Source organism: Streptomyces sp. URMC 129 (genome assembly GCF_051386415.1).
In the GTDB taxonomy this organism is placed as follows: Bacteria; Actinomycetota; Actinomycetes; order Streptomycetales; family Streptomycetaceae; genus Streptomyces.
In genome coordinates this window covers 1-17,001 of the sequence record NZ_JBPQTQ010000030.1, presented here as the reverse complement: position 1 = coordinate 17,001, position 17,001 = coordinate 1, and the positions used below count along the sequence as shown (strand labels likewise).

Sequence of the window (17,001 nt, the reverse complement as noted above, 5' to 3'; positions counted from 1 at the left end):
CGCCCTACCGGGCGGCCCCGGCCGGCGCGCCCGGCCGGTCCGCGCCCTGACCCGGCATGCGCGGGGCGGCGGCCGGCCGCCGCCCGGACGGCACGTCCCGCAGCCCGCGCACCAGCCGCCCGGCCGTGAACGACACCCCGTGCACGAACCGCATCGCCGGGCCGAACGAGGGCGCGCTCAGCAGCCCGGCGAAGAACAGACCCGCCCGCGACGACTCGAATCCGCCGCTCAGCGCGGGCGCCCGCGTCCCGCGCACGGTCCGCAGCCCCTCGCGCAGCGCCGGGTCGAGCAGGTCGAGGCGCCGCAGGTCGGGCACGAAACCGGTGGCGGCGACCACGTGCGCGGTCTCGATCACCTCCGGGTTGCCCCCGGGCGAGGCCACCGTCAGCCGCACGCCCGCCCCGTGCGGCTCGGCACGCAGCAGCCGCAGACCGAGCCGCACGGGAACGACGCCCTCGAACCGTTCCCGCAGCCACCAGGCGCCGGCCGGGCCCAGCGCGGTCGCCGCGATGTGGGCACGCGCCGCCTCCGGCAGCCGGCGCACCGCCCACGGCAGCTCGGACCACACCCACGTCGACCAGCCGGTGCCGAGCCCGCTGTGCGGGGCGCGCAGGGCGGCACCCCGCCCGCGCCGCAGCGGCACGGGCGGAGTGTTCCAGCGCAGGCGCGCGGCGCGGGCCACCACCGTGGGCCTGGCCCCGGCCTCGGCCAGCAGCACCGCCGTCTCCAGCGCCGCCTGCCCCGCGCCGACCACCGTCACCTCCGCACCCCGGAACCGGCCGAGGTCGCGGTGGTCGGTGCTGTGCGAGGCCAGCCCGTCGGGCAGCCCGCGCAGCACGCCCGGGAGGTGGACGAACGGCATCACGCCGACCGCCAACGCCACGTTGCGGGCGCCCAGGGTCTCGCCGTCCGCCGTCCCGACCCGGAAGCCGCCGCCGTGCGGGGCCACGGCCGTGATCTCCCGCTCCTCGACCGGCAGCGGCAGCCCGTCCGCGAACCACAGCCCGTACCGCGTGAACGTGTCCACCGGCAGCGGCACGCCGTGCTCCGCGCCGAGCCCCTGCTCGGCGCAGTACGCGGCGAGGGTGCGCGCCTTCCCCGGCGCGGACAGGTCGGTGGCCCACGGCTCGGACTTCAGGAACATCCCGGCGGGCATGTGGTCGCGCCAGGACGCCATCGGCCGGCCGAAGACGCGCACGTCCAGCCCGGCCGCGGCGGCGTGCGCGGCGACCGACAGTCCATAGGGCCCGGCGCCCACCACTACGAGGTCATGCATGTCGCCTCACCGCTCACTCTCTCCGTTTCCTTCATCGGTCCCCGGCCGGTCTCCCCGGCCGGGCCCCCGAGCCGCCGCCCGAGGGAGAGCAGTCCCCGCCGCAGGCAGCCGCCCGTCATCGCCAGGAACGGCGCCGGGTCGTCGGCCGCGAACCACGCCCACTCCACGTCCGGGCGCCCGGCCCCCACCGCCGGCCCGCGCGCACTGGCCAGCGCGGCGAGCAGCCCGTAGTTCTCCGCCACGAACACCCGCCCCGCGCGGGCCCGTTCCGGCCGCACCGGCCGCCCGGTCAGATCCAGGTGCAGCGCGCGGACCACGTCCAGCCCCGCGCGGTCCGCGAACAGCCGGAATTGCGCGCCGGGCCGCGGATTGAAGTCGAGCAGGTGATACGCGCCGGTGGTGGCGTCGCGCCGGAAGTCCATGTCCGCCACCCCGTGGAAACCCAGCCGCCGGGCCAGCGTCCGCGCCGTCGCCGCCACCTCCGGATTCGGCCGCCAGCTCCCCACCGCCGTCAGCCCCGCCCGCACCGGCCACGACAGCTCCTTGCGCCCGGTGCCGCCCATCAGGCACACCCCGCCGGCCGCGAAGCAGCCGTGGAAGAACCAGTCGGCGCCCGGCCCGCCCGGCAGCAGCTTCTGCACCAGCAGCCGACTGCCCGCCCGGTCCGCCCGCCCGAACAGCCACCGCGCCTGCGCCGCGCTCCGCACCACCGTGGTGCTGCGCAGCGCCCCGCCCGGTGGCAGCAGCCACGGGCGGCTCCACTTCGCGACGGCGGGCAGCCCCAGCTCCGCGACGGCCGCCACCGCCTCGGCCGCGCTGGACGGCGCCAGGGTCGGCGGGTGCGGCACGCCGAACCGCGCGCACAGCGCCGCCAGTTCCGCCTTGTCCGCGACCCGCTCGGCCAGCCCGTCCGGCAGCGCGGGCAGCAGGAACCTGCCGCGCAGCCGGCCGGCGAGCCGCGCGGCCGTGATCGCGCCCACGTCGTCCATGGGGATCAGGACGGCGGGCCGCCCGATGCGTTCGGCGGCGGCGAGCAGCGCCCGTTCGACGTCCCCGGCCGAGCCCGCGTCCCCGTGGAAGAGATGGGCGCGCCGCAGGAACCGGGAGCGGCTCAGCGGGGTACCGGGCCGCTCCACGAAGGCGTGCACCTCGACGCCCGCGCGCCCCAGCGACCTGACCGCGCCCAGCGACCCGTGGTGGAACGGATTGCGGTCGAGCCGGAGCAGCAGGGCGGGCACCTCGGTGTCGAGCGGTGACATGGCACCGATCTTTCACGGCGCTCCCCGGCCCCTGCTCCGTCCCGGCAGAGGAGACTTCGATCGGCCTAGGGGAAAGCGTTCACCCGGCGCAATGAAAGGATCGTGTGCTTAATCGCGGCGCGGCGGAGTCGGGAGAACCCGGACGGGACGCCACGAACGGGTGAAGTTGCCTTGGTTTGCTGTCATTTGGAGCGATCTTCTGTTTACCGTCCGGTGCATGGATGAACAGCGCGAAGCTCTCGGCGGCCACCGGGCTCCCCGCGAGGGCGCCATCGACATCAACGACTTCGTCTACGCGGCCACCGGCGCCCGCGTCCGGCGCCTGACGATGCCGGACGGCACCCACTGGTTCCCGGCGGTCGACGTGGCCACGGAGCTCGGTTACGCAAACACGCGACAGGCCATCGCCCTGCACGTGGCGCAGGAGCACAACACCCGGCTGCAAGATCTCACGCAAAGCGTCTGTGGACGTGACGGTTTGCGCAAGATCGCAGGTCACGGGCTCAAGAAGTCGATGCGGATGGTGAACCTGCACGGTCTCCTCTCCCTCGTCGGCGGCTGCACCAAGCCCGCCGCGCAGCCGTTCAAGCGCTGGATGGTCGAGGTCATCGTGACCGTCCAGCGCGACGGCTCCTACGCTCTCGACAAGGCCGAGGTCCAGCCCGGCGCGCCGCAGGCGCCCGCCGCGTACGCCATGCCGCGGGAGGTCGCCGAGGCCATCGTCCGGCTGGAGCGGCACAACATCGACACCGACGAGCGGTTCACCGCCGCCCAGGAGGACGCCAACCGCGCGCGGTGGGAGACCGTCGAGGTGCTGCGGACCGTGGCCGAGGCCCAGCAGCGATCGGTGATGGCGATGCACGACGTGATGGTGGACTTCGCCCGGTCGATGTCCCGGCTGGCGGACTCCGTGGAGGACCTGGTCGACAAGATGCCGCCGCGCCCCGACGCGACGCCCGCGACGCCGCGCGTGCCGCGCCAGCGCGGGCCCGTGCTCACCGCCGAGCAGCTCCTGACGGCCTGGCGGGAGCGGGTGACCATCACCGACGACGTATGGGCGGTCGCCGTCGTCCTCGCGCCCGCGCTGGCCGAGCGCGGCGAGGTCCGGCTCGGCGTCGAGGCGATCGCCGCACGGACCGGCCTGACGGCGGCCCGGGTGCACGACAGTCTCCGGTTCCTGCTGAAGCGCCAGTGCATCCGGCAGATCGGCACCGTGCTCAACACCCCGGTCTACGGCCTGCACCACGCCTAGCCCGCGTGCCTAGGCGAGGATCCCCGCGTCACGGGCGGCCGTCAGCCACGAGGGGAACTCGGAGAGCAGCCGGTCGTACAGCTCCGCGTCCGGCACCTCCGCGATGTCGTCCACCGCGAAGAAGCCCGCGTTGTCCACGCGCCGCCCCTTCATCCGGTCGATGCGCCGGAGCACGCCGTAGTCGGCGTCGCCCAGCCCGATGAACTGCCAGAACAGCGGCTCCCCGGAGGCGGCGACGAGCTGCTTCTTGATCTCCCGGTCCGCGTGGACACCGCCGTCGGAGAAGAACAGGACCAGGGTCGGCTCCGGCACCGGGTTCTCCCGGACGAACTGCCGGACCTCCGCGATCACCTCGGCCTCGTCGTTGCCGTACCCGATCCTGGTGGCGGGGATCTGCCCGAGCCGCTCCTCGCCCGCGTCGTCCGTGTGCAGGCGCAGGTGCGCCGGGAGCCAGTCGGGCAGGTCACCGGTCGTGAGGTCGGGAAGCCGGGCGGCCCGGGAGGCGAAGACCCACGCCTGCATCGCGCCGTCGTCGTCCAGCGCGGCGGCGACGGCGGCCATCCGCTCCACGACGTCGGTGACCGTGCCGTTGCCGTAGAGCCAGTACATCGAGCCGGAGGCGTCCAGAACGAGGACGACCCGCGCCCTGATGCCGGGGGCGCCGTGCTTGGCGAGGCTGACGGCGACCTGCTCCCTGCGCGACGACAGCCGCTTGCGCATGTCGACCGGCAGCCGCTCCAGGGGCCCGGGCGCCGGTGCTTCCTCGCTGTCGTCGTCGACGGTGATGCCGAAGTCCGTCGCCAGACCGGCCAGCCCGGAGGCATAGCCCTGGCCCACCGCCCGGAACTTCCAGCCACCGTTCCGCCGGTACAACTCCCCGCTGACAAAGGCCGTCTCGGTCGTCGCCGTCATGTCGAAGACCGCCACGCCCGCACCCGTCGCCGCATCCGTCAGCGTCAGCCGCAACCCGCTCACCTGACCGAACGACCCACCGTCCGCCGACGCCGCCAGCACCACGCGATCGATCTCCGGCTCCAGAGCGGCGAGATCGACCTCCACCACATCCGAACCCGGCCGCTTCCCCGCATGCCGCACCGCACCCGACCCATGCCGGGGCTGGTTGTAGAACACGAAATCGCCATCCCCCCGCACCCGGCCCTCCGCACCCAGCAGCAACGCCGACGCGTCCACATCCGGCGTCCCCGGCGGCCCGGCCGACCACGACAACACCGCGCGCACCGAGGCGGCGCCGACGGACACGTTCGCACCCTTGCCGAGGTTGGTGACGGTCATCCGGCCAGTGTGCCGCAGAACCGATGAGTTCCCCCCGCCGGGCCGGTCTTCCCGTGCATGACGACAGAAACAGAGCACGACATGCACGACCTCGGACCGGTCGCCCGGCAGGTGGCCGGGCTGCTCGACGGCGTCTCCGAGGAGCACCTCGACGCCCCGACGCCCTGTCCCGCGTACCGGGTGCGGGACCTGCTCGGTCATCTGCTGGAGCTGACGCAGGCGTTCACGGCGTCCGGACGGAAGGAGCTGGGCCCGCTGACCGACACCAGCCCCGACGACCCGGCGGCGGTCAAGCCGTCCCTCGACGGCGACTGGCGCGGGCGGCTGCGGCGGCAGCTGGACGACCTGGTGGAGGTGTGGCGGGCCCCCGAGGCGTGGGAGGGCACGACGCGGGCGGGCGGCGTCACGCTGCCCGGCCCGATTGCCGGGCAGGTCGCGCTGAACGAACTGCTGGTGCACGGCTGGGACCTGAGCCGTGCCACCGGGCAGCCGTTCACCGCTGACGACGCGAGCGTCCAGGTGTCGATCGGGCTGCTGTCGCAGGCACTGGGCGACGACGCGCGCGAGGGCACCGGTTTCGGCTCCGTGGTCCCCGTGCCGGACGACGCCTCGCCGCTGGACCGCGCGGTGGGGCTCAGCGGCCGGTCGCCGGAGTGGACCCCGCCCGGCGGGTCCGGCGGGCCTACCGGATGATGCCCATGCCCCGGGCCGCGTTCATCCACACGGGGAACTCGGAGAGCAGCCGGTCGTACAGCTCGTCGTCGGAGACGGTGGCGATGTCGTCGACGGCGAAGAAGCCAACGTTGTCGATGGTGCGGCCGGGAAGGGTGTCGAAGCGTTCCAGGACGCCGTAGTTGGCGCGGCCGAGCCCGACGAACTGCCAGAAAACCGGCTCGGCCGCCGCCGCGCGGAGCTGGCTCTCGATCTCGCGGTCGCGGTAGACGCCGCCGTCGGAGAAGAAGAGGACCAGCGTCGGCACGGGCTCCGGGTTGGTCCGCACGAAGTCGCGGACTTCCTCGATGACCTTCTGTTCCTCGTTCTGGATGCCGACGAACTTCATGTCGACCTGGCCGGGCGCGAGGTTCGGGTTCGGCTTCCTGCGCCGGCCGCCGAAGAGACTCAGCTCGCCGACGCGGACGTGGAGCCCGATCCAGCCCGGCAGTTCGGCGATCCGGAAATCCGGCAGCCGGGCAGCCCGGGAGGCGAAGGTCCACGCCTGCATCGCGCCGTCGTCGTCCAGCGCGGCGGCGACGGCGGCCATCCGCTCCACGACTCCGGCGACGATGCCGTCCCGGTAGAGCCCGGTCATGGACCCGGAGGCGTCGAGCACGAGCACGACCCGCGCCCTGACCCCGGGCACCCCGTGCTTGGCGAGACTGACGGCGACCTTCTCCTTGCGCAGCGACAACCGCTTGCGCATGTCGACCGGCAACCGCTCAAGCCCCGCCGACGGCACGGACGCGGGCGGGGCGGACGGCACCCCGGGAGCGGGCGCGGGCGACGCCGACCACGCCGGGGCGGGCGCGGCCGGGGCGGGGACAGCCGGTTCGTCGTCGACGGTGATGCCGAAGTCCGTCGCCAGACCGGCCAGCCCGGAGGCATAGCCCTGGCCCACCGCCCGGAACTTCCAGCCACCGTTCCGCCGGTACAACTCCCCGCTGACAAAGGCCGTCTCGGTCGTCGCCGTCATGTCGAAGACCGCCACGCCCGCACCCGTCGCCGCATCCGTCAGCGTCAGCCGCAACCCGCTCACCTGACCGAACGACCCACCGTCCGCCGACGCCGCCAGCACCACCCGCTCCACCCCCGGCTCCAGAGCGGCGAGATCGACCTCCACCACATCCGAACCCGGCCGCTTCCCCGCATGCCGCACCGCACCCGACCCATGCCGGGGCTGGTTGTAGAACACGAAATCGCCATCCCCCCGCACCCGGCCCTCCGCACCCAGCAGCAACGCCGACGCGTCCACATCCGGCGTCCCCGGCGGCCCGGCCGACCACGACAACACCGCGCGCACCGAGGCGGCGCCGACGGACACGTTCGCACCCTTGCTGAGGGATATGGCAGTCATGCGCCCCAGTCTGCCCGAGCGCGCCCGTGCCGGGCCCGGCCGGTCGGCACGGGCCCGGCGGCGCGTCAGTCGGCCATCGGCAGGTAGACCCGCCCCCCGGCCTCCGCGAACTCCCGGGACTTGGCGAGCATCCCCGCCTCGACCTCCTCGTCGCTCAACTCCTCGGCCCCTTCGGGCGCGAACCGCTCCGCGATGCCCCGGCTGATCTTCATCGAGCAGAACTTCGGCCCGCACATCGAGCAGAAGTGGGCCGTCTTGGCCGGCTCGGCCGGAAGCGTCTCGTCATGGAACGCGCGCGCCGTGTCCGGGTCGAGGGCGAGGTTGAACTGGTCCTCCCACCGGAACTCGAACCGCGCGTCGGACAGGGCGTCGTCCCAGACCTGCGCGCCGGGGTGCCCCTTGGCCAGGTCGGCGGCGTGCGCGGCGATCTTGTACGTGATCACGCCCGTCTTCACGTCGTCCCGGTCCGGCAGACCCAGGTGCTCCTTCGGGGTGACGTAACACAGCATCGCCGTTCCCCACCACCCGATCATGGCCGCGCCGATGCCCGAGGTGATGTGGTCGTACCCGGGCGCGACATCCGTGGTCAGCGGGCCGAGCGTGTAGAACGGCGCCTCCTCGCACAGCTCCTGCTGGAGGTCGATGTTCTCCTTGATCTTGTGCATCGGGACGTGCCCCGGGCCCTCGATCATCGTCTGCACGTCGTGCGCCTTGGCGACCCGCGTCAGCTCGGCCAGCGTGCGCAGCTCCGCGAACTGCGCCTCGTCGTTGGCGTCCGCGATGGAACCGGGGCGCAGACCGTCGCCGAGCGAGAAGGTGATGTCGTAGGCGCGCAGGATCTCGCAGAGCTCCTCGAAATGCGTGTAGAGGAAGCTCTCCTGGTGGTGCGCCAGGCACCAGGCGGCCATGATCGACCCGCCGCGCGAGACGATGCCCGTCTTCCGGCGCGCGGTCAGCGGGATGTAGCGCAGCAGCACGCCCGCGTGGACGGTCATGTAGTCGACGCCCTGCTCGGCCTGCGCGACGACCGTGTCCCGGTAGAGCTCCCAGGTCAGGTCCTCGGCCCGGCCGCCGGCCTTCTCCAGGGCCTCGTACAGGGGCACGGTGCCCACGGGGACCGGCGAGTTGCGCAGCACCCACTCGCGCGTGGTGTGGATGTCGCGGCCGGTGGAGAGGTCCATGACCGTGTCGGCGCCCCACCGGGTCGCCCAGGTCATCTTCTCGACCTCCTCCTCGACGGAGGAGGTGACGGCGGAGTTGCCGATGTTGGCGTTGACCTTCACCAGGAAGTTCTTGCCGATGATCATCGGCTCGCTCTCCGGGTGATTGACGTTCACCGGCAGCACGGCCCGGCCGGCCGCGATCTCGTCGCGGACGAACTCCGGGGAGCGGTTCTCCCGGATGGCGACGAACTCCATCTCGGGCGTGATCTCCCCCCGCCGGGCGTACGCCAGTTGGGTGACGGCGGGCGTCCCGTCGGCGCGGCGCTCGGCGATCCAGTCGCGCCGCAGCGGCGGCAGGCCCTGGCGGACGTCGGTGGTGACGGTGGGGTCGGTGTACGGGCCGGAGGTGTCGTACAGCGTGACGGAGTTCCCGTCGGTGAGGTGCACCCGCCGCACGGGGACCCGGAGGTCCGGGCGGCTTCCGGTGATATATCCCTTGTGCGAGCCGATGACGGGCGTGCGTGTGCGTGCGTCGTCCTGCGTGGTCATCAGTTCTACTCCCTACGCCGGCATTACCCGGTAACAGGTTCGGCGGTCGGCGCGGCGGCAGCGCCCTCTCAGCCCCGTGCCCGGAGCTCCCGCGATGTGCGAATCGCCACCCCACGCTAACGGCACACCGGACCGGCTGAACAGGGGGCCGGGCTGTTTACGCGATGATCGGAACGTGACGGCACCCGATGACTTCCGCGCCCACCCCCACGGGCACACCCACCAGCACGGCCCCGCCGCACCCGTCTCGGCCCATCTGCGGCGGGTGATAGCGGCGGTGCTGATCCCGTTCGCCGCCGTGATGGTGGCCGGGCTGGTGGCGCTGTGGCCGGGCGGCGCGCCCGAGCAGGACGAGCACACCGGCGTCGGCTTCGACCAGCAGCACGAACGGGCCCGGGTGACCGAGGTGGTCGAGGTGCCCTGCGAGGACGTCGGCGTGCAGGTGCCCCAGGGCGTGGACGGCGCGTGCGAGCGGGCGACGGTGGAGGTGACGTCGGGGCCGCACGCCGGGCGGACGTTCGAGGAGATCGTGCCGCCGGACGCGACCCAGCGCTACAGCGACGGCCAGGACGTGATCGTCGCCTACGCCCCGGACGCGCCCGAGGAGTTGCAGTACAGCGTCACGGACGTGGACCGGAAGGCGCCGATGCTGCTGCTGGCCGCCGTGTTCGCGCTCGCGGTGGTGGCGGTGGGACGGCTGCGCGGACTGCTGGCGCTGGTCGGGCTCGTGGTGAGCTTCGCGGTGCTGACGCTGTTCATCCTGCCCGCGATCCTGCACGGCTCGAATCCGCTCCTGGTGGCGGTGATCGGCGGCAGCGTGATCATGCTGGTCACGCTGTACCTGTGCCACGGGGTCAACGCCCGCACCTCGGTCGCCGTGCTCGGCACGCTGATCTCGCTGCTGCTGATCGGGCTGCTGGGCTCGCTGTTCATCGGCTGGGCCCACCTGACGGGCAACACCGACGACCAGACCGGCCTGGTGCACAGCCTCTATCCGGGCATCGAGATCCGGGGGCTGCTGCTGGCCGGGATCCTCATCGGGTCCCTGGGCGTGCTGGACGACGTGACGGTGACGCAGACGTCGGCCGTGTGGGAGCTGAAGCAGGCGGAGCCGGAGGCGAGCTGGCTGAAGCTCTACCGGGCCGCGATGCGGATCGGCCGGGACCACATCGCCTCGGTGGTCAACACGCTGGTGCTCGCCTACGCGGGCGCCGCCCTGCCGCTGCTGCTGTTGTTCACGATCGCACAGAGCAGCGTGGGGACCGTGACGTTCAGCGAGCTGGTCGCGGAGGAGGTCGTCAGGACGCTGGTGGGGTCGGTGGGTCTGGTGGCGTCCGTGCCGGTGACCACCGTCCTCGCGGCGCTCGTGGTGAGCGCCGACCGGCACCCGGGACAGGCCGCCGGGCCGGGCCCGGCTACCAACCGCCACCGGAGGAGGGCGAGGAGGAAGTGACCTTGCGGACCAGGTAGACCAGCCCGGCGAGCACGGCGGCGATCAGCAGGATCCGGAAGAGGACGGCGACCAGCCAGGTCACCACCCCGATCAGCAGGACGCCGAAGACGAGCAGCGCGACGGCGGGCAGGGCGACCCACCGCAGCCACCACGGCAGGCTCCTGAACGCTTCCTTCATCGCCACGGCTCCCGTTCCCGTACCCGCGTCCGGCACCGGGATCCCGCACCTGGCCCGGCGCCCGCGCCCGTCCGGCGCGTCGCTGTCGATGCTAGGCGCGCCCGGCGGGGGCCGGGAGGCCGGACGGCCCCGGTCCTCCCCTGACCGTTCCCTGACCCGGACCCTGAGACCGGCCCCGGGAGCGCGCGGGGGAGCGCGGGGGGCTCAGCCCTCGGGCGGCGAGAAGACGACCATGACCCGCAGGTCCTCGGTGATGTGGTGGAACCGGGCCGGCGTCCCGGCCGGCACGTAGACCACGCTGCCGCGCGCCACGGTGGTGGTCTCGCCGCCGACCGTCATCGACGCCCGGCCGCTGACGACGAAGTTCAGCACGTCCTGGGCCTGCGGGCGCTGGGTGTCCTGCGCTCCGGCGCCCAGCGCGTACAGCCCCGCCGAAAGATTGCGTTCACGAAGAAAGCGGAGGTAGGCGCCGTCGTTCGCGATCCGCTCCGCTTCCAGCAGATCCAGCCGGAACTCCTTCATCGCGCCCATTCCCCTTGCGCACCTGGTGCCATCTGAAACGATCTCCCCATGACAAGCATTCTGTTCCGGTTCCTGGCCAACGCCGTGGCGCTGGCCGCCGCTGTCTGGCTCGTGGGTGACATCACCCTCGGTGAGGCCGACGCGAGCACCGGCAGCAAGACCGTCACCCTGCTCATCGTCGCGCTGATCTTCGGCCTGGTGAATCTGATCGTCAAGCCCGTCGTGAAGCTGCTGTCCCTGCCGCTGCTGATCCTCTCGCTGGGCCTGTTCACGCTGGTGATCAACGCCCTGATGCTGATGCTGACCAGCGCCCTCGCCGGCGACGCGTTCGAGGTCGACGGCTTCTGGCCGGCCCTGCTGGGCGGCCTGATCATCTCCATCGTGTCCTGGGCGGTCACGTTGGTGCTGGACAACGACTGACGCGGACCGGGAGCTGGGGTGGAGCCGATGACCGGGGACGGGACACGCGCCGTGCGGGCCGGGCTGCCGGCGGCGGAGCCGTATCAGCCGCCCCTGCCCGGGCCGGTGCTCGCCGCCCACTTCCACCTGCCGGGCGACCCGGCCGACGCCCCCTACGGCTACGGCCGCGAGGGCAACCCCACGTGGACCGCGCTGGAGCGGGCCGTCGCCGAGCTGGAGTCCCCCGGCCATGAGGCGCACGCCGTCGTCTTCCCCTCCGGCATGGCCGCCGCCTCCGCCGTCCTGACCGGGCTGCTGCGGCCCGGCGACACGACCGTGCTCCCTTCCGACGGATACCAGCTCCTGCCGCGCGTGCGCGAGCGGCTGGAGACGACCGGCGTCCGCGTCCGCACCGCCCCCACCGGTGGCGACGCGCAGCTCGACGCCCTGTCCCCCCGCGACGCCCTCGCCGCCCCGGGAGCCGGTGACGTACGGCTGTTGTGGCTGGAAACCCCGTCCAACCCCGGCCTCGACGTGTGCGACATCCGCCGCCTCGCCGAGGCCGCGCACGCGCGCGGCGCGCTCGTCGCCGTCGACAACTCCCTGGCCACGCCGCTCGGACAGCGCCCCCTCGACCTGGGCGCCGACCTGTCCGTGGCCAGCGGCACCAAGGCGTTCAGCGGCCACGGCGACGTGCTGCTCGGCTACGTCGCCTGCCGCGACGCTCAGCTGGCCGGGGAGATCCGGCGCTGGCGCACCCAGACCGGCGCGATCCTCGGCCCGATGGAGGCGTGGCTCGCCCACCGGGGGCTGGCCACGCTCCACCTGCGGGTGGACCGGCAGCAGACCAACGCGCTGGCCGTCGCCGCCGCGCTGGCCGAGGCGCCGGAGGTGACCGGCCTGCGCTATCCGGGCCTGCCCGGCGACCCCGCGCACGCGGTGGCCGCGCGGCAGATGCGGCGGTTCGGCGGCGTGGTGTCGTTCGTGCTGCCGGACCGGGACCACGCCGAGCGGTTCCTCGCCGCGCTGCGGCTGGTGGACGACGCGACGAGCTTCGGCGGGGTGCGCTCGACGGCGGAGCGGCGCGGGCGGTGGGGCGGCGACGCGGTGCCGGAGGGGTTCGTCCGGCTCTCGGCGGGCGTCGAGGACCCGGAGGATCTCGCGGCGGACGTGCGGCAGGCGCTCGGGGTGGCACGGGCGGAGGTTTCGCGCGGGGCTCCCGGGGCCACATGATGTGCATGACCCCAGCACAACCCGTGGTCAAACGCACCGCCCGCGCCATCCTGCTCGACGACTCCGGCCGGCTCGTCGTCATCAAGCGCACCAAGCCGGGCCGCCCGCCGTACTGGATCACGCCGGGCGGCGGGGTCGAGCCGACGGACGCCACCGTGCTGGACGCCCTCCACCGGGAGGTGTCCGAGGAGCTGGGCGCGACGATCACCGACGTGGTCCCGGCGTTCGTGGACACCGTGCCCTGCACGTCCGACGACGGGGACGGCGTGCCGCCCGGCCTGAAGGTGCAGCACTTCTTCGCCTGCCGGCTCGCCTCGATGGACCCGTCGCTGCGGCACGGTCCCGAGGTGGAGTCGCCCTGCGGCACGTACGACATCGTGCGGTTGCCGTTCACGCCCGAGGGGCTGGCCTCCGTCGATCTCGTCCCGCACTCGCTCGGCCGCTACCTGAGCCGGAACATCCCCGGCATCCGCGCGCTGCTCGCCCCCGACTTCTCCTCGGCCCCTCTCCCCGGTTGAGAGGCGCGCCGGGAGGGCGCACGCCGGGAGCGGGCGGGCTCAGGCGGTCGAGCCGGTCGGGCCGAACCAGCCGCCCGCGGGCCGCCCGCCGCCCGCGCCCCGGCGCCGTGCCAGGTCCAGCGCGCGCCGGGCCTCCGCCCGCCACGCCGCCGCGTCCGGCGGCGGGGGCGGTTGCTGCGCCGGGCCCGTGGCCGGGGCGGCGGACACCGGCCGGCCGTTCAGCTCGCGGGTGCGGCGTACCTGCGCCTCGCGGGCGGCGCCGAAGAAGTCCCCGCCCTTGCGGCCCTGGTCGTCGGTGCCCCAGTCGCGGGGGGTGCGCCGGGCCGCCTTCACCAACTGCGGGATGTGCTTGGCACAGTGGATGTACGCCTCCTCGACGTCGATCCGCACCCACAGCTCGGCGGCCCGGCCCGGCACGGTCTCCACGGGCAGGTCCGGGTGCCGCGCCCGCAGTTCGGCGTCGGGAACGATGCTGGCGCGGCCGTTGATGTGCAGGCCGATCCGCGCCCTGTCGAATTCCACCAGCAGCAGTCCCGCGTGCGGGTTCTCGGTGATGTTGCCCAGCGAGGCGTGCACGCCGTTGCCCCGGTACTCAGGGTAGACGACGGCGCGCGGGTCCAGCACGCGCAGGAACCCGGGCGGGCCGGCGCGGAAGCTGTTGTCGCACTCGCCGTGGCGGTCGGCGGTCGCCAGGAAGAACATCTCCTGCCGGGCGACGAACTCCCGCATGCGCTCGTTGAGATGATCGAGGACCTGCTCGTCGTAGAACCGGCCGGCCCGTTCCGCGGTGCCGAGCCGCCGCTGGAGGACGTGCTCCCCGTCGCTGCCCGGACGGCCGCCCGGCAGGCCCGTGTCCGCGCCCGCGTCCGTGTTCTCCATGTCCGAAGTATCCGTGCCTGCCATGCCGTTAGTTCACTTCACGCTTTCCGTGTGTCAACGCGCCTGTTTCCTCCGGGAAATCGTGGCGTATCCGGTCCGCGGGAATGCCCGAGGACACCAGCGCTTCCACGCTCTTGCGGATCATCAGCCGCGGCCCGGACAGATAACCGTCGAACTCGTGCCACGGCCCGAACTTCCGCACCGCTTCGGGAAGTCGGCCCGGAAAACCGCGCGTGCCGTACTCGGCGACGACCGGCCGCACCGACAGCCACGAGAACTGCTGCTCCAGATCGAGGAGATGATCCAGGTCGTACAGCTCGGACTCCCGGTTGGCCCCGAAGAACATCTCGACCGGGCGGCGCACGCCGTGCTCGGCGACCTCCTCGACCAGCGCCCGCAACGGCGCGATGCCCGTGCTGCCCCCCACGCACACCAGGCCGCGCCCCGACGCGTGGTCCACGGTCATCGACCCGCCCGGCGGGCCGAGCCGCAGCACGTCCCCCGGCCGCGCCCGGTGCACCAGCGCCCGCGACACCCACCCGGCGGGCACCGCCTTGATGTGGAACGACAGCAGCCCGTCCGGGCGCGGACAGGAGGCGAAGGAGAAGCACCGCCACTCGCGCGGCCACCACGGCGTCTCCACGCTGGCGTACTGCCCGGCGCGGTACGGATACGGCTGGTCGGGGCGGACGGTGACCACCGCGACGTCGCTGGTGCGCAGCTCGTGCGCGACGATCTCGGCGTGCCACCAGGGCGGCGAGCGCAGTTCGGCCTCGGCCGCCGCGTCGATCATGATCTGCGAGATCGCCGTGTAGGCGCGGACCCACGCCGCCTCGGCCTCCGGGCCCCAGGTGGTGGGGGCGTACCGTTCGAGCGCGGTCATCAGGCACTCGCCCACGGCCGGGTAGTGCTCGGGCCGGGTGCCGTATTTCCGGTGGCCGCGCCCGAGGTTGCACAGGTAGTCCGTCAACGTGACGGTGTCGTCGATGTGTTCGGCGGCGGTGAGCAGCGCGGCGAAGAGCCGGTCGCGCTGTCCGCTCATCGCGACGGGGAACATGTCGCGCACGGCCGGGTTCCGGAGAAAGAGCAACGCGTAGAAGTACGAGGTGGCCTCGTTCGCGAGCGGCTCGATCTCCGCGAGAGTGCGCCGGATCACCACCGCGTCGGGTGACGGCGGTTCCTTCTCGTCCCGGTGGCCGTTTCCGGCCGTGGTGGCTCCGTCACCGGCCGATATCGCGGTCATGCCCCTGCCTCGCCTCGATCAGCTCCCGGTCGCACAGCGTGTCAGCATGCTCACCCCGGGCGGGTGGTTCACCGGAAACTCGGCCATCGAGCTCCTCGCACCCCATAAAATGAACGGCTTCGCGCCGCCCGGACGCGGAATCGACCATACCGTTATACGGCTGAGACACAAGCCCCCTCCAGGAGCGCGAGCTTCGCACGGTTCCCGCGATTCCGAGAAAGTGCTGGTGATGAATGTGATCCTGCGGCAGGCGATTTCGGCGGACGTCCCGGAGATCGTCGCGATGCTCGCCGACGACATCCTCGGGTCGCGGCGCGAGAACCCGGCCGAACCGGCTCCTTATCTCGCGGCCTTCGAGCGCATCGCCGCCGACCCGAACCAGCTTCTGCTGGTCGGGGAGCGCGAGAGCCGCGTGGTGGGAACGCTGCAGCTCAGCATTCTGCACGGCCTCTCCCGGCGCGGCTCCTCCCGCGCGCTGATCGAGGCGGTGCGCGTGGCGGCGGCGGAGCGCGGCGCCGGGCTCGGCAGCGAGCTGATCCGGCAGGCGGTGGCGGAGGCACGCCGCCGCGGCTGCGTCCTGGTCCAGCTCACCTCGGACGCGGCCAGGACCGACGCGCACCGCTTCTACGAGCGGCTGGGTTTCCGGGCGACGCACGTCGGTTTCAAGCTGGCCCTGTGACACGATTCACCCTCCGCCGACCGCCCGGATCCGGCCCGCCGGGCGCGGCTCGCGCGCGGCGTCGCGGCGCCATGCCGTTGACCACCACACGAACATCCGGAAAAGCAGTCGCCCGGCGGGCGCGCGGTCGGCCACGCTGGAAGCCGTGACGTCTACGCCCGCGCCGTTCCCCGCCGCCTGACCCTCGCCGACCTGCCCGCCTGCCTCGCCCTCGCGGAGGACCGCGGCTGGCCCCCCGAGGCACACAAGTGGCGGCTGCTGCTGGCCGCCGGACAGGGCTACGGCATCGACGCCCCGCCCGGCGAGAGCGGCCTGATCGCCTCCGCCGTCGTCACCTCGTACACCGACGCGTACCGCTGCGTCAGCATGGTGCTGGTGGCCGGACGCCACTCCCGGCGCGGCCTGGGCCGCCACCTGATGCGGCACGTCGTCGCGGAGTGCGCCCCGGCCGTCACGTTCCTCACCGCGACGGACTACGGACGGCCGCTGTACGAACAGCTCGGCTTCCGGACGGTCGGCGCGGTCACCGTGCTCCGGGGCAGGTTCACCGGCACCGCCCCGGCGGCGGCGACGGCCGCGGTGCGCCCCGCGACGGCCGCCGACCTGCCGGGCATCCTCGCCTACGACCTCCCGGTCTTCGGCGCCGACCGGACCGAACTCCTCACCCGGCTGCCGTCGTTCGCCGACCGGATCCTCGTCGCCCACGCGCCCGACGGCCGCCTCACCGGCTACGCGGCGGCCTGGCCCAACGTCACCACCACCGTCGTCGGCCCGGTCTGCGCCGACGACCTGCCCACCGCCCAGGCCCTCATCGCCCGCCTCGGCTCGGCCGCGCCGCTGCCGATCCGCTTCGACGCCGACGACCGCCACCCGGAGCTGGCGGCCTGGCTGCGGGCCTCCGGGCTGTCCGGCGGCAGCCGCTTCTCGCTGATGGTGCTGGGCGCCCCCGACATCCCCGGCGACATCACCCGCCGCTTCGCGCCGTACTCGGTGGCCCTCGGCTGACTCCGGGCCGGGGCGGGCCGGGGGCCGGG

17 protein-coding genes are annotated in these 17,001 nt (G+C 73.4%); 8 read left to right on the top strand and 9 right to left on the bottom strand.

Going from position 1 to position 17,001, the window contains the following annotated elements; all coding sequences use genetic code 11:
* Positions 1-4: 4 nt before the first annotated feature.
* Both ACSNOC_RS08975 and ACSNOC_RS08970 read right to left on the bottom strand, forming a co-directional pair.
* A complete protein-coding gene (locus tag ACSNOC_RS08975) occupies positions 5-1,276 on the bottom strand; it encodes an NAD(P)-binding domain-containing protein (RefSeq protein ID WP_436746757.1) in 1,272 nt (423 codons plus the stop codon).
* Positions 1,261-2,535 (bottom strand): ATP-grasp domain-containing protein, encoded by a 1,275-nt coding sequence (locus tag ACSNOC_RS08970; RefSeq protein WP_436746756.1) that lies wholly within the window; start codon positions 2,533-2,535, stop codon positions 1,261-1,263. The genes ACSNOC_RS08975 and ACSNOC_RS08970 overlap by 16 nt, the downstream gene beginning before the upstream one ends.
* 217 nt (positions 2,536-2,752) lie before the next feature.
* Between ACSNOC_RS08970 and ACSNOC_RS08965 the strand changes: the two genes are divergently transcribed.
* Positions 2,753-3,787, top strand: coding sequence for a BRO-N domain-containing protein (locus tag ACSNOC_RS08965; protein WP_436746755.1), 1,035 nt, complete (start codon positions 2,753-2,755; stop codon positions 3,785-3,787).
* 9 nt (positions 3,788-3,796) lie between these two features.
* Here the strand turns inward: ACSNOC_RS08965 and ACSNOC_RS08960 are convergent, their stop codons facing one another.
* Entirely contained in the window at positions 3,797-5,080 is a 1,284-nt protein-coding gene (locus ACSNOC_RS08960; protein ID WP_436746754.1) for a VWA domain-containing protein, read from the bottom strand.
* Positions 5,081-5,137: 57 nt separating this feature from the next.
* Between ACSNOC_RS08960 and ACSNOC_RS08955 the strand changes: the two genes are divergently transcribed.
* Positions 5,138-5,773, top strand: coding sequence for a TIGR03086 family metal-binding protein (locus tag ACSNOC_RS08955; RefSeq protein WP_436746753.1), 636 nt, complete (start codon positions 5,138-5,140; stop codon positions 5,771-5,773).
* On the opposite strand, the gene ACSNOC_RS08950 is transcribed toward ACSNOC_RS08955, so the two are convergent.
* A complete protein-coding gene (locus tag ACSNOC_RS08950) occupies positions 5,763-7,151 on the bottom strand; it encodes a VWA domain-containing protein (RefSeq protein ID WP_436746752.1) in 1,389 nt (462 codons plus the stop codon). The two genes, ACSNOC_RS08955 and ACSNOC_RS08950, sit on opposite strands and share 11 nt — an antisense overlap.
* A 65-nt stretch (positions 7,152-7,216) precedes the next feature.
* A complete protein-coding gene (gene thiC, locus ACSNOC_RS08945; RefSeq protein ID WP_436746751.1) occupies positions 7,217-8,863 on the bottom strand; it encodes a phosphomethylpyrimidine synthase ThiC in 1,647 nt (548 codons plus the stop codon).
* Between the two features lie 94 nt (positions 8,864-8,957).
* Between thiC and ACSNOC_RS08940 the strand changes: the two genes are divergently transcribed.
* Complete coding sequence (locus ACSNOC_RS08940; RefSeq protein WP_436746750.1) at positions 8,958-10,316, top strand: YibE/F family protein; 1,359 nt, start codon at positions 8,958-8,960, stop codon at positions 10,314-10,316.
* Here ACSNOC_RS08940 and ACSNOC_RS08935 read toward each other — a convergent pair.
* Together ACSNOC_RS08935 and ACSNOC_RS08930 are read right to left on the bottom strand one after the other, a co-directional pair.
* Positions 10,279-10,494: a DUF5326 family protein gene (locus tag ACSNOC_RS08935; RefSeq protein ID WP_436746749.1), complete on the bottom strand. Its 216-nt coding sequence runs from the start codon at positions 10,492-10,494 to the stop codon at positions 10,279-10,281. The two genes, ACSNOC_RS08940 and ACSNOC_RS08935, sit on opposite strands and share 38 nt — an antisense overlap.
* A gap of 204 nt (positions 10,495-10,698) precedes the next feature.
* Positions 10,699-11,016 carry a cupin domain-containing protein gene (locus ACSNOC_RS08930; protein WP_436746792.1) on the bottom strand — a complete coding sequence of 106 codons (318 nt, stop codon included), beginning with the start codon at positions 11,014-11,016 and terminating at the stop codon, positions 10,699-10,701.
* A gap of 48 nt (positions 11,017-11,064) precedes the next feature.
* On the opposite strand from ACSNOC_RS08930, the gene ACSNOC_RS08925 reads away from it, so the two are divergent.
* The 3 genes from ACSNOC_RS08925 to ACSNOC_RS08915 are packed head-to-tail and all read left to right on the top strand — an operon-like array spanning position 11,065 to position 13,166.
* Positions 11,065-11,436: a phage holin family protein gene (locus tag ACSNOC_RS08925; protein WP_436746748.1), complete on the top strand. Its 372-nt coding sequence runs from the start codon at positions 11,065-11,067 to the stop codon at positions 11,434-11,436.
* Positions 11,437-11,463: 27 nt separating this feature from the next.
* Positions 11,464-12,648, top strand: coding sequence for a cystathionine gamma-lyase (locus tag ACSNOC_RS08920; RefSeq protein WP_436746747.1), 1,185 nt, complete (start codon positions 11,464-11,466; stop codon positions 12,646-12,648).
* Complete coding sequence (locus ACSNOC_RS08915) at positions 12,645-13,166, top strand: NUDIX domain-containing protein (protein ID WP_436746746.1); 522 nt, start codon at positions 12,645-12,647, stop codon at positions 13,164-13,166. The genes ACSNOC_RS08920 and ACSNOC_RS08915 overlap by 4 nt, the downstream gene beginning before the upstream one ends.
* Before the next feature lie 39 nt (positions 13,167-13,205).
* Here the strand turns inward: ACSNOC_RS08915 and ACSNOC_RS08910 are convergent, their stop codons facing one another.
* Positions 13,206-14,045: a pyridoxamine 5'-phosphate oxidase family protein gene (locus ACSNOC_RS08910; RefSeq protein WP_436746745.1), complete on the bottom strand. Its 840-nt coding sequence runs from the start codon at positions 14,043-14,045 to the stop codon at positions 13,206-13,208.
* Between the two features lie 28 nt (positions 14,046-14,073).
* On the bottom strand, positions 14,074-15,288 hold the full coding sequence (locus ACSNOC_RS08905) for a globin domain-containing protein (RefSeq protein ID WP_436746744.1): 1,215 nt from the start codon (positions 15,286-15,288) through the stop codon (positions 14,074-14,076).
* Between the two features lie 229 nt (positions 15,289-15,517).
* On the opposite strand from ACSNOC_RS08905, the gene ACSNOC_RS08900 reads away from it, so the two are divergent.
* Both ACSNOC_RS08900 and ACSNOC_RS08895 read left to right on the top strand, forming a co-directional pair.
* Positions 15,518-15,967, top strand: a complete 450-nt coding sequence (locus ACSNOC_RS08900; protein WP_436746743.1) for an N-acetyltransferase family protein — start codon at positions 15,518-15,520, stop codon at positions 15,965-15,967.
* A gap of 177 nt (positions 15,968-16,144) precedes the next feature.
* A complete protein-coding gene (locus ACSNOC_RS08895) occupies positions 16,145-16,972 on the top strand; it encodes a GNAT family N-acetyltransferase (protein ID WP_436746791.1) in 828 nt (275 codons plus the stop codon).
* Positions 16,973-17,001: the final 29 nt, after the last annotated feature.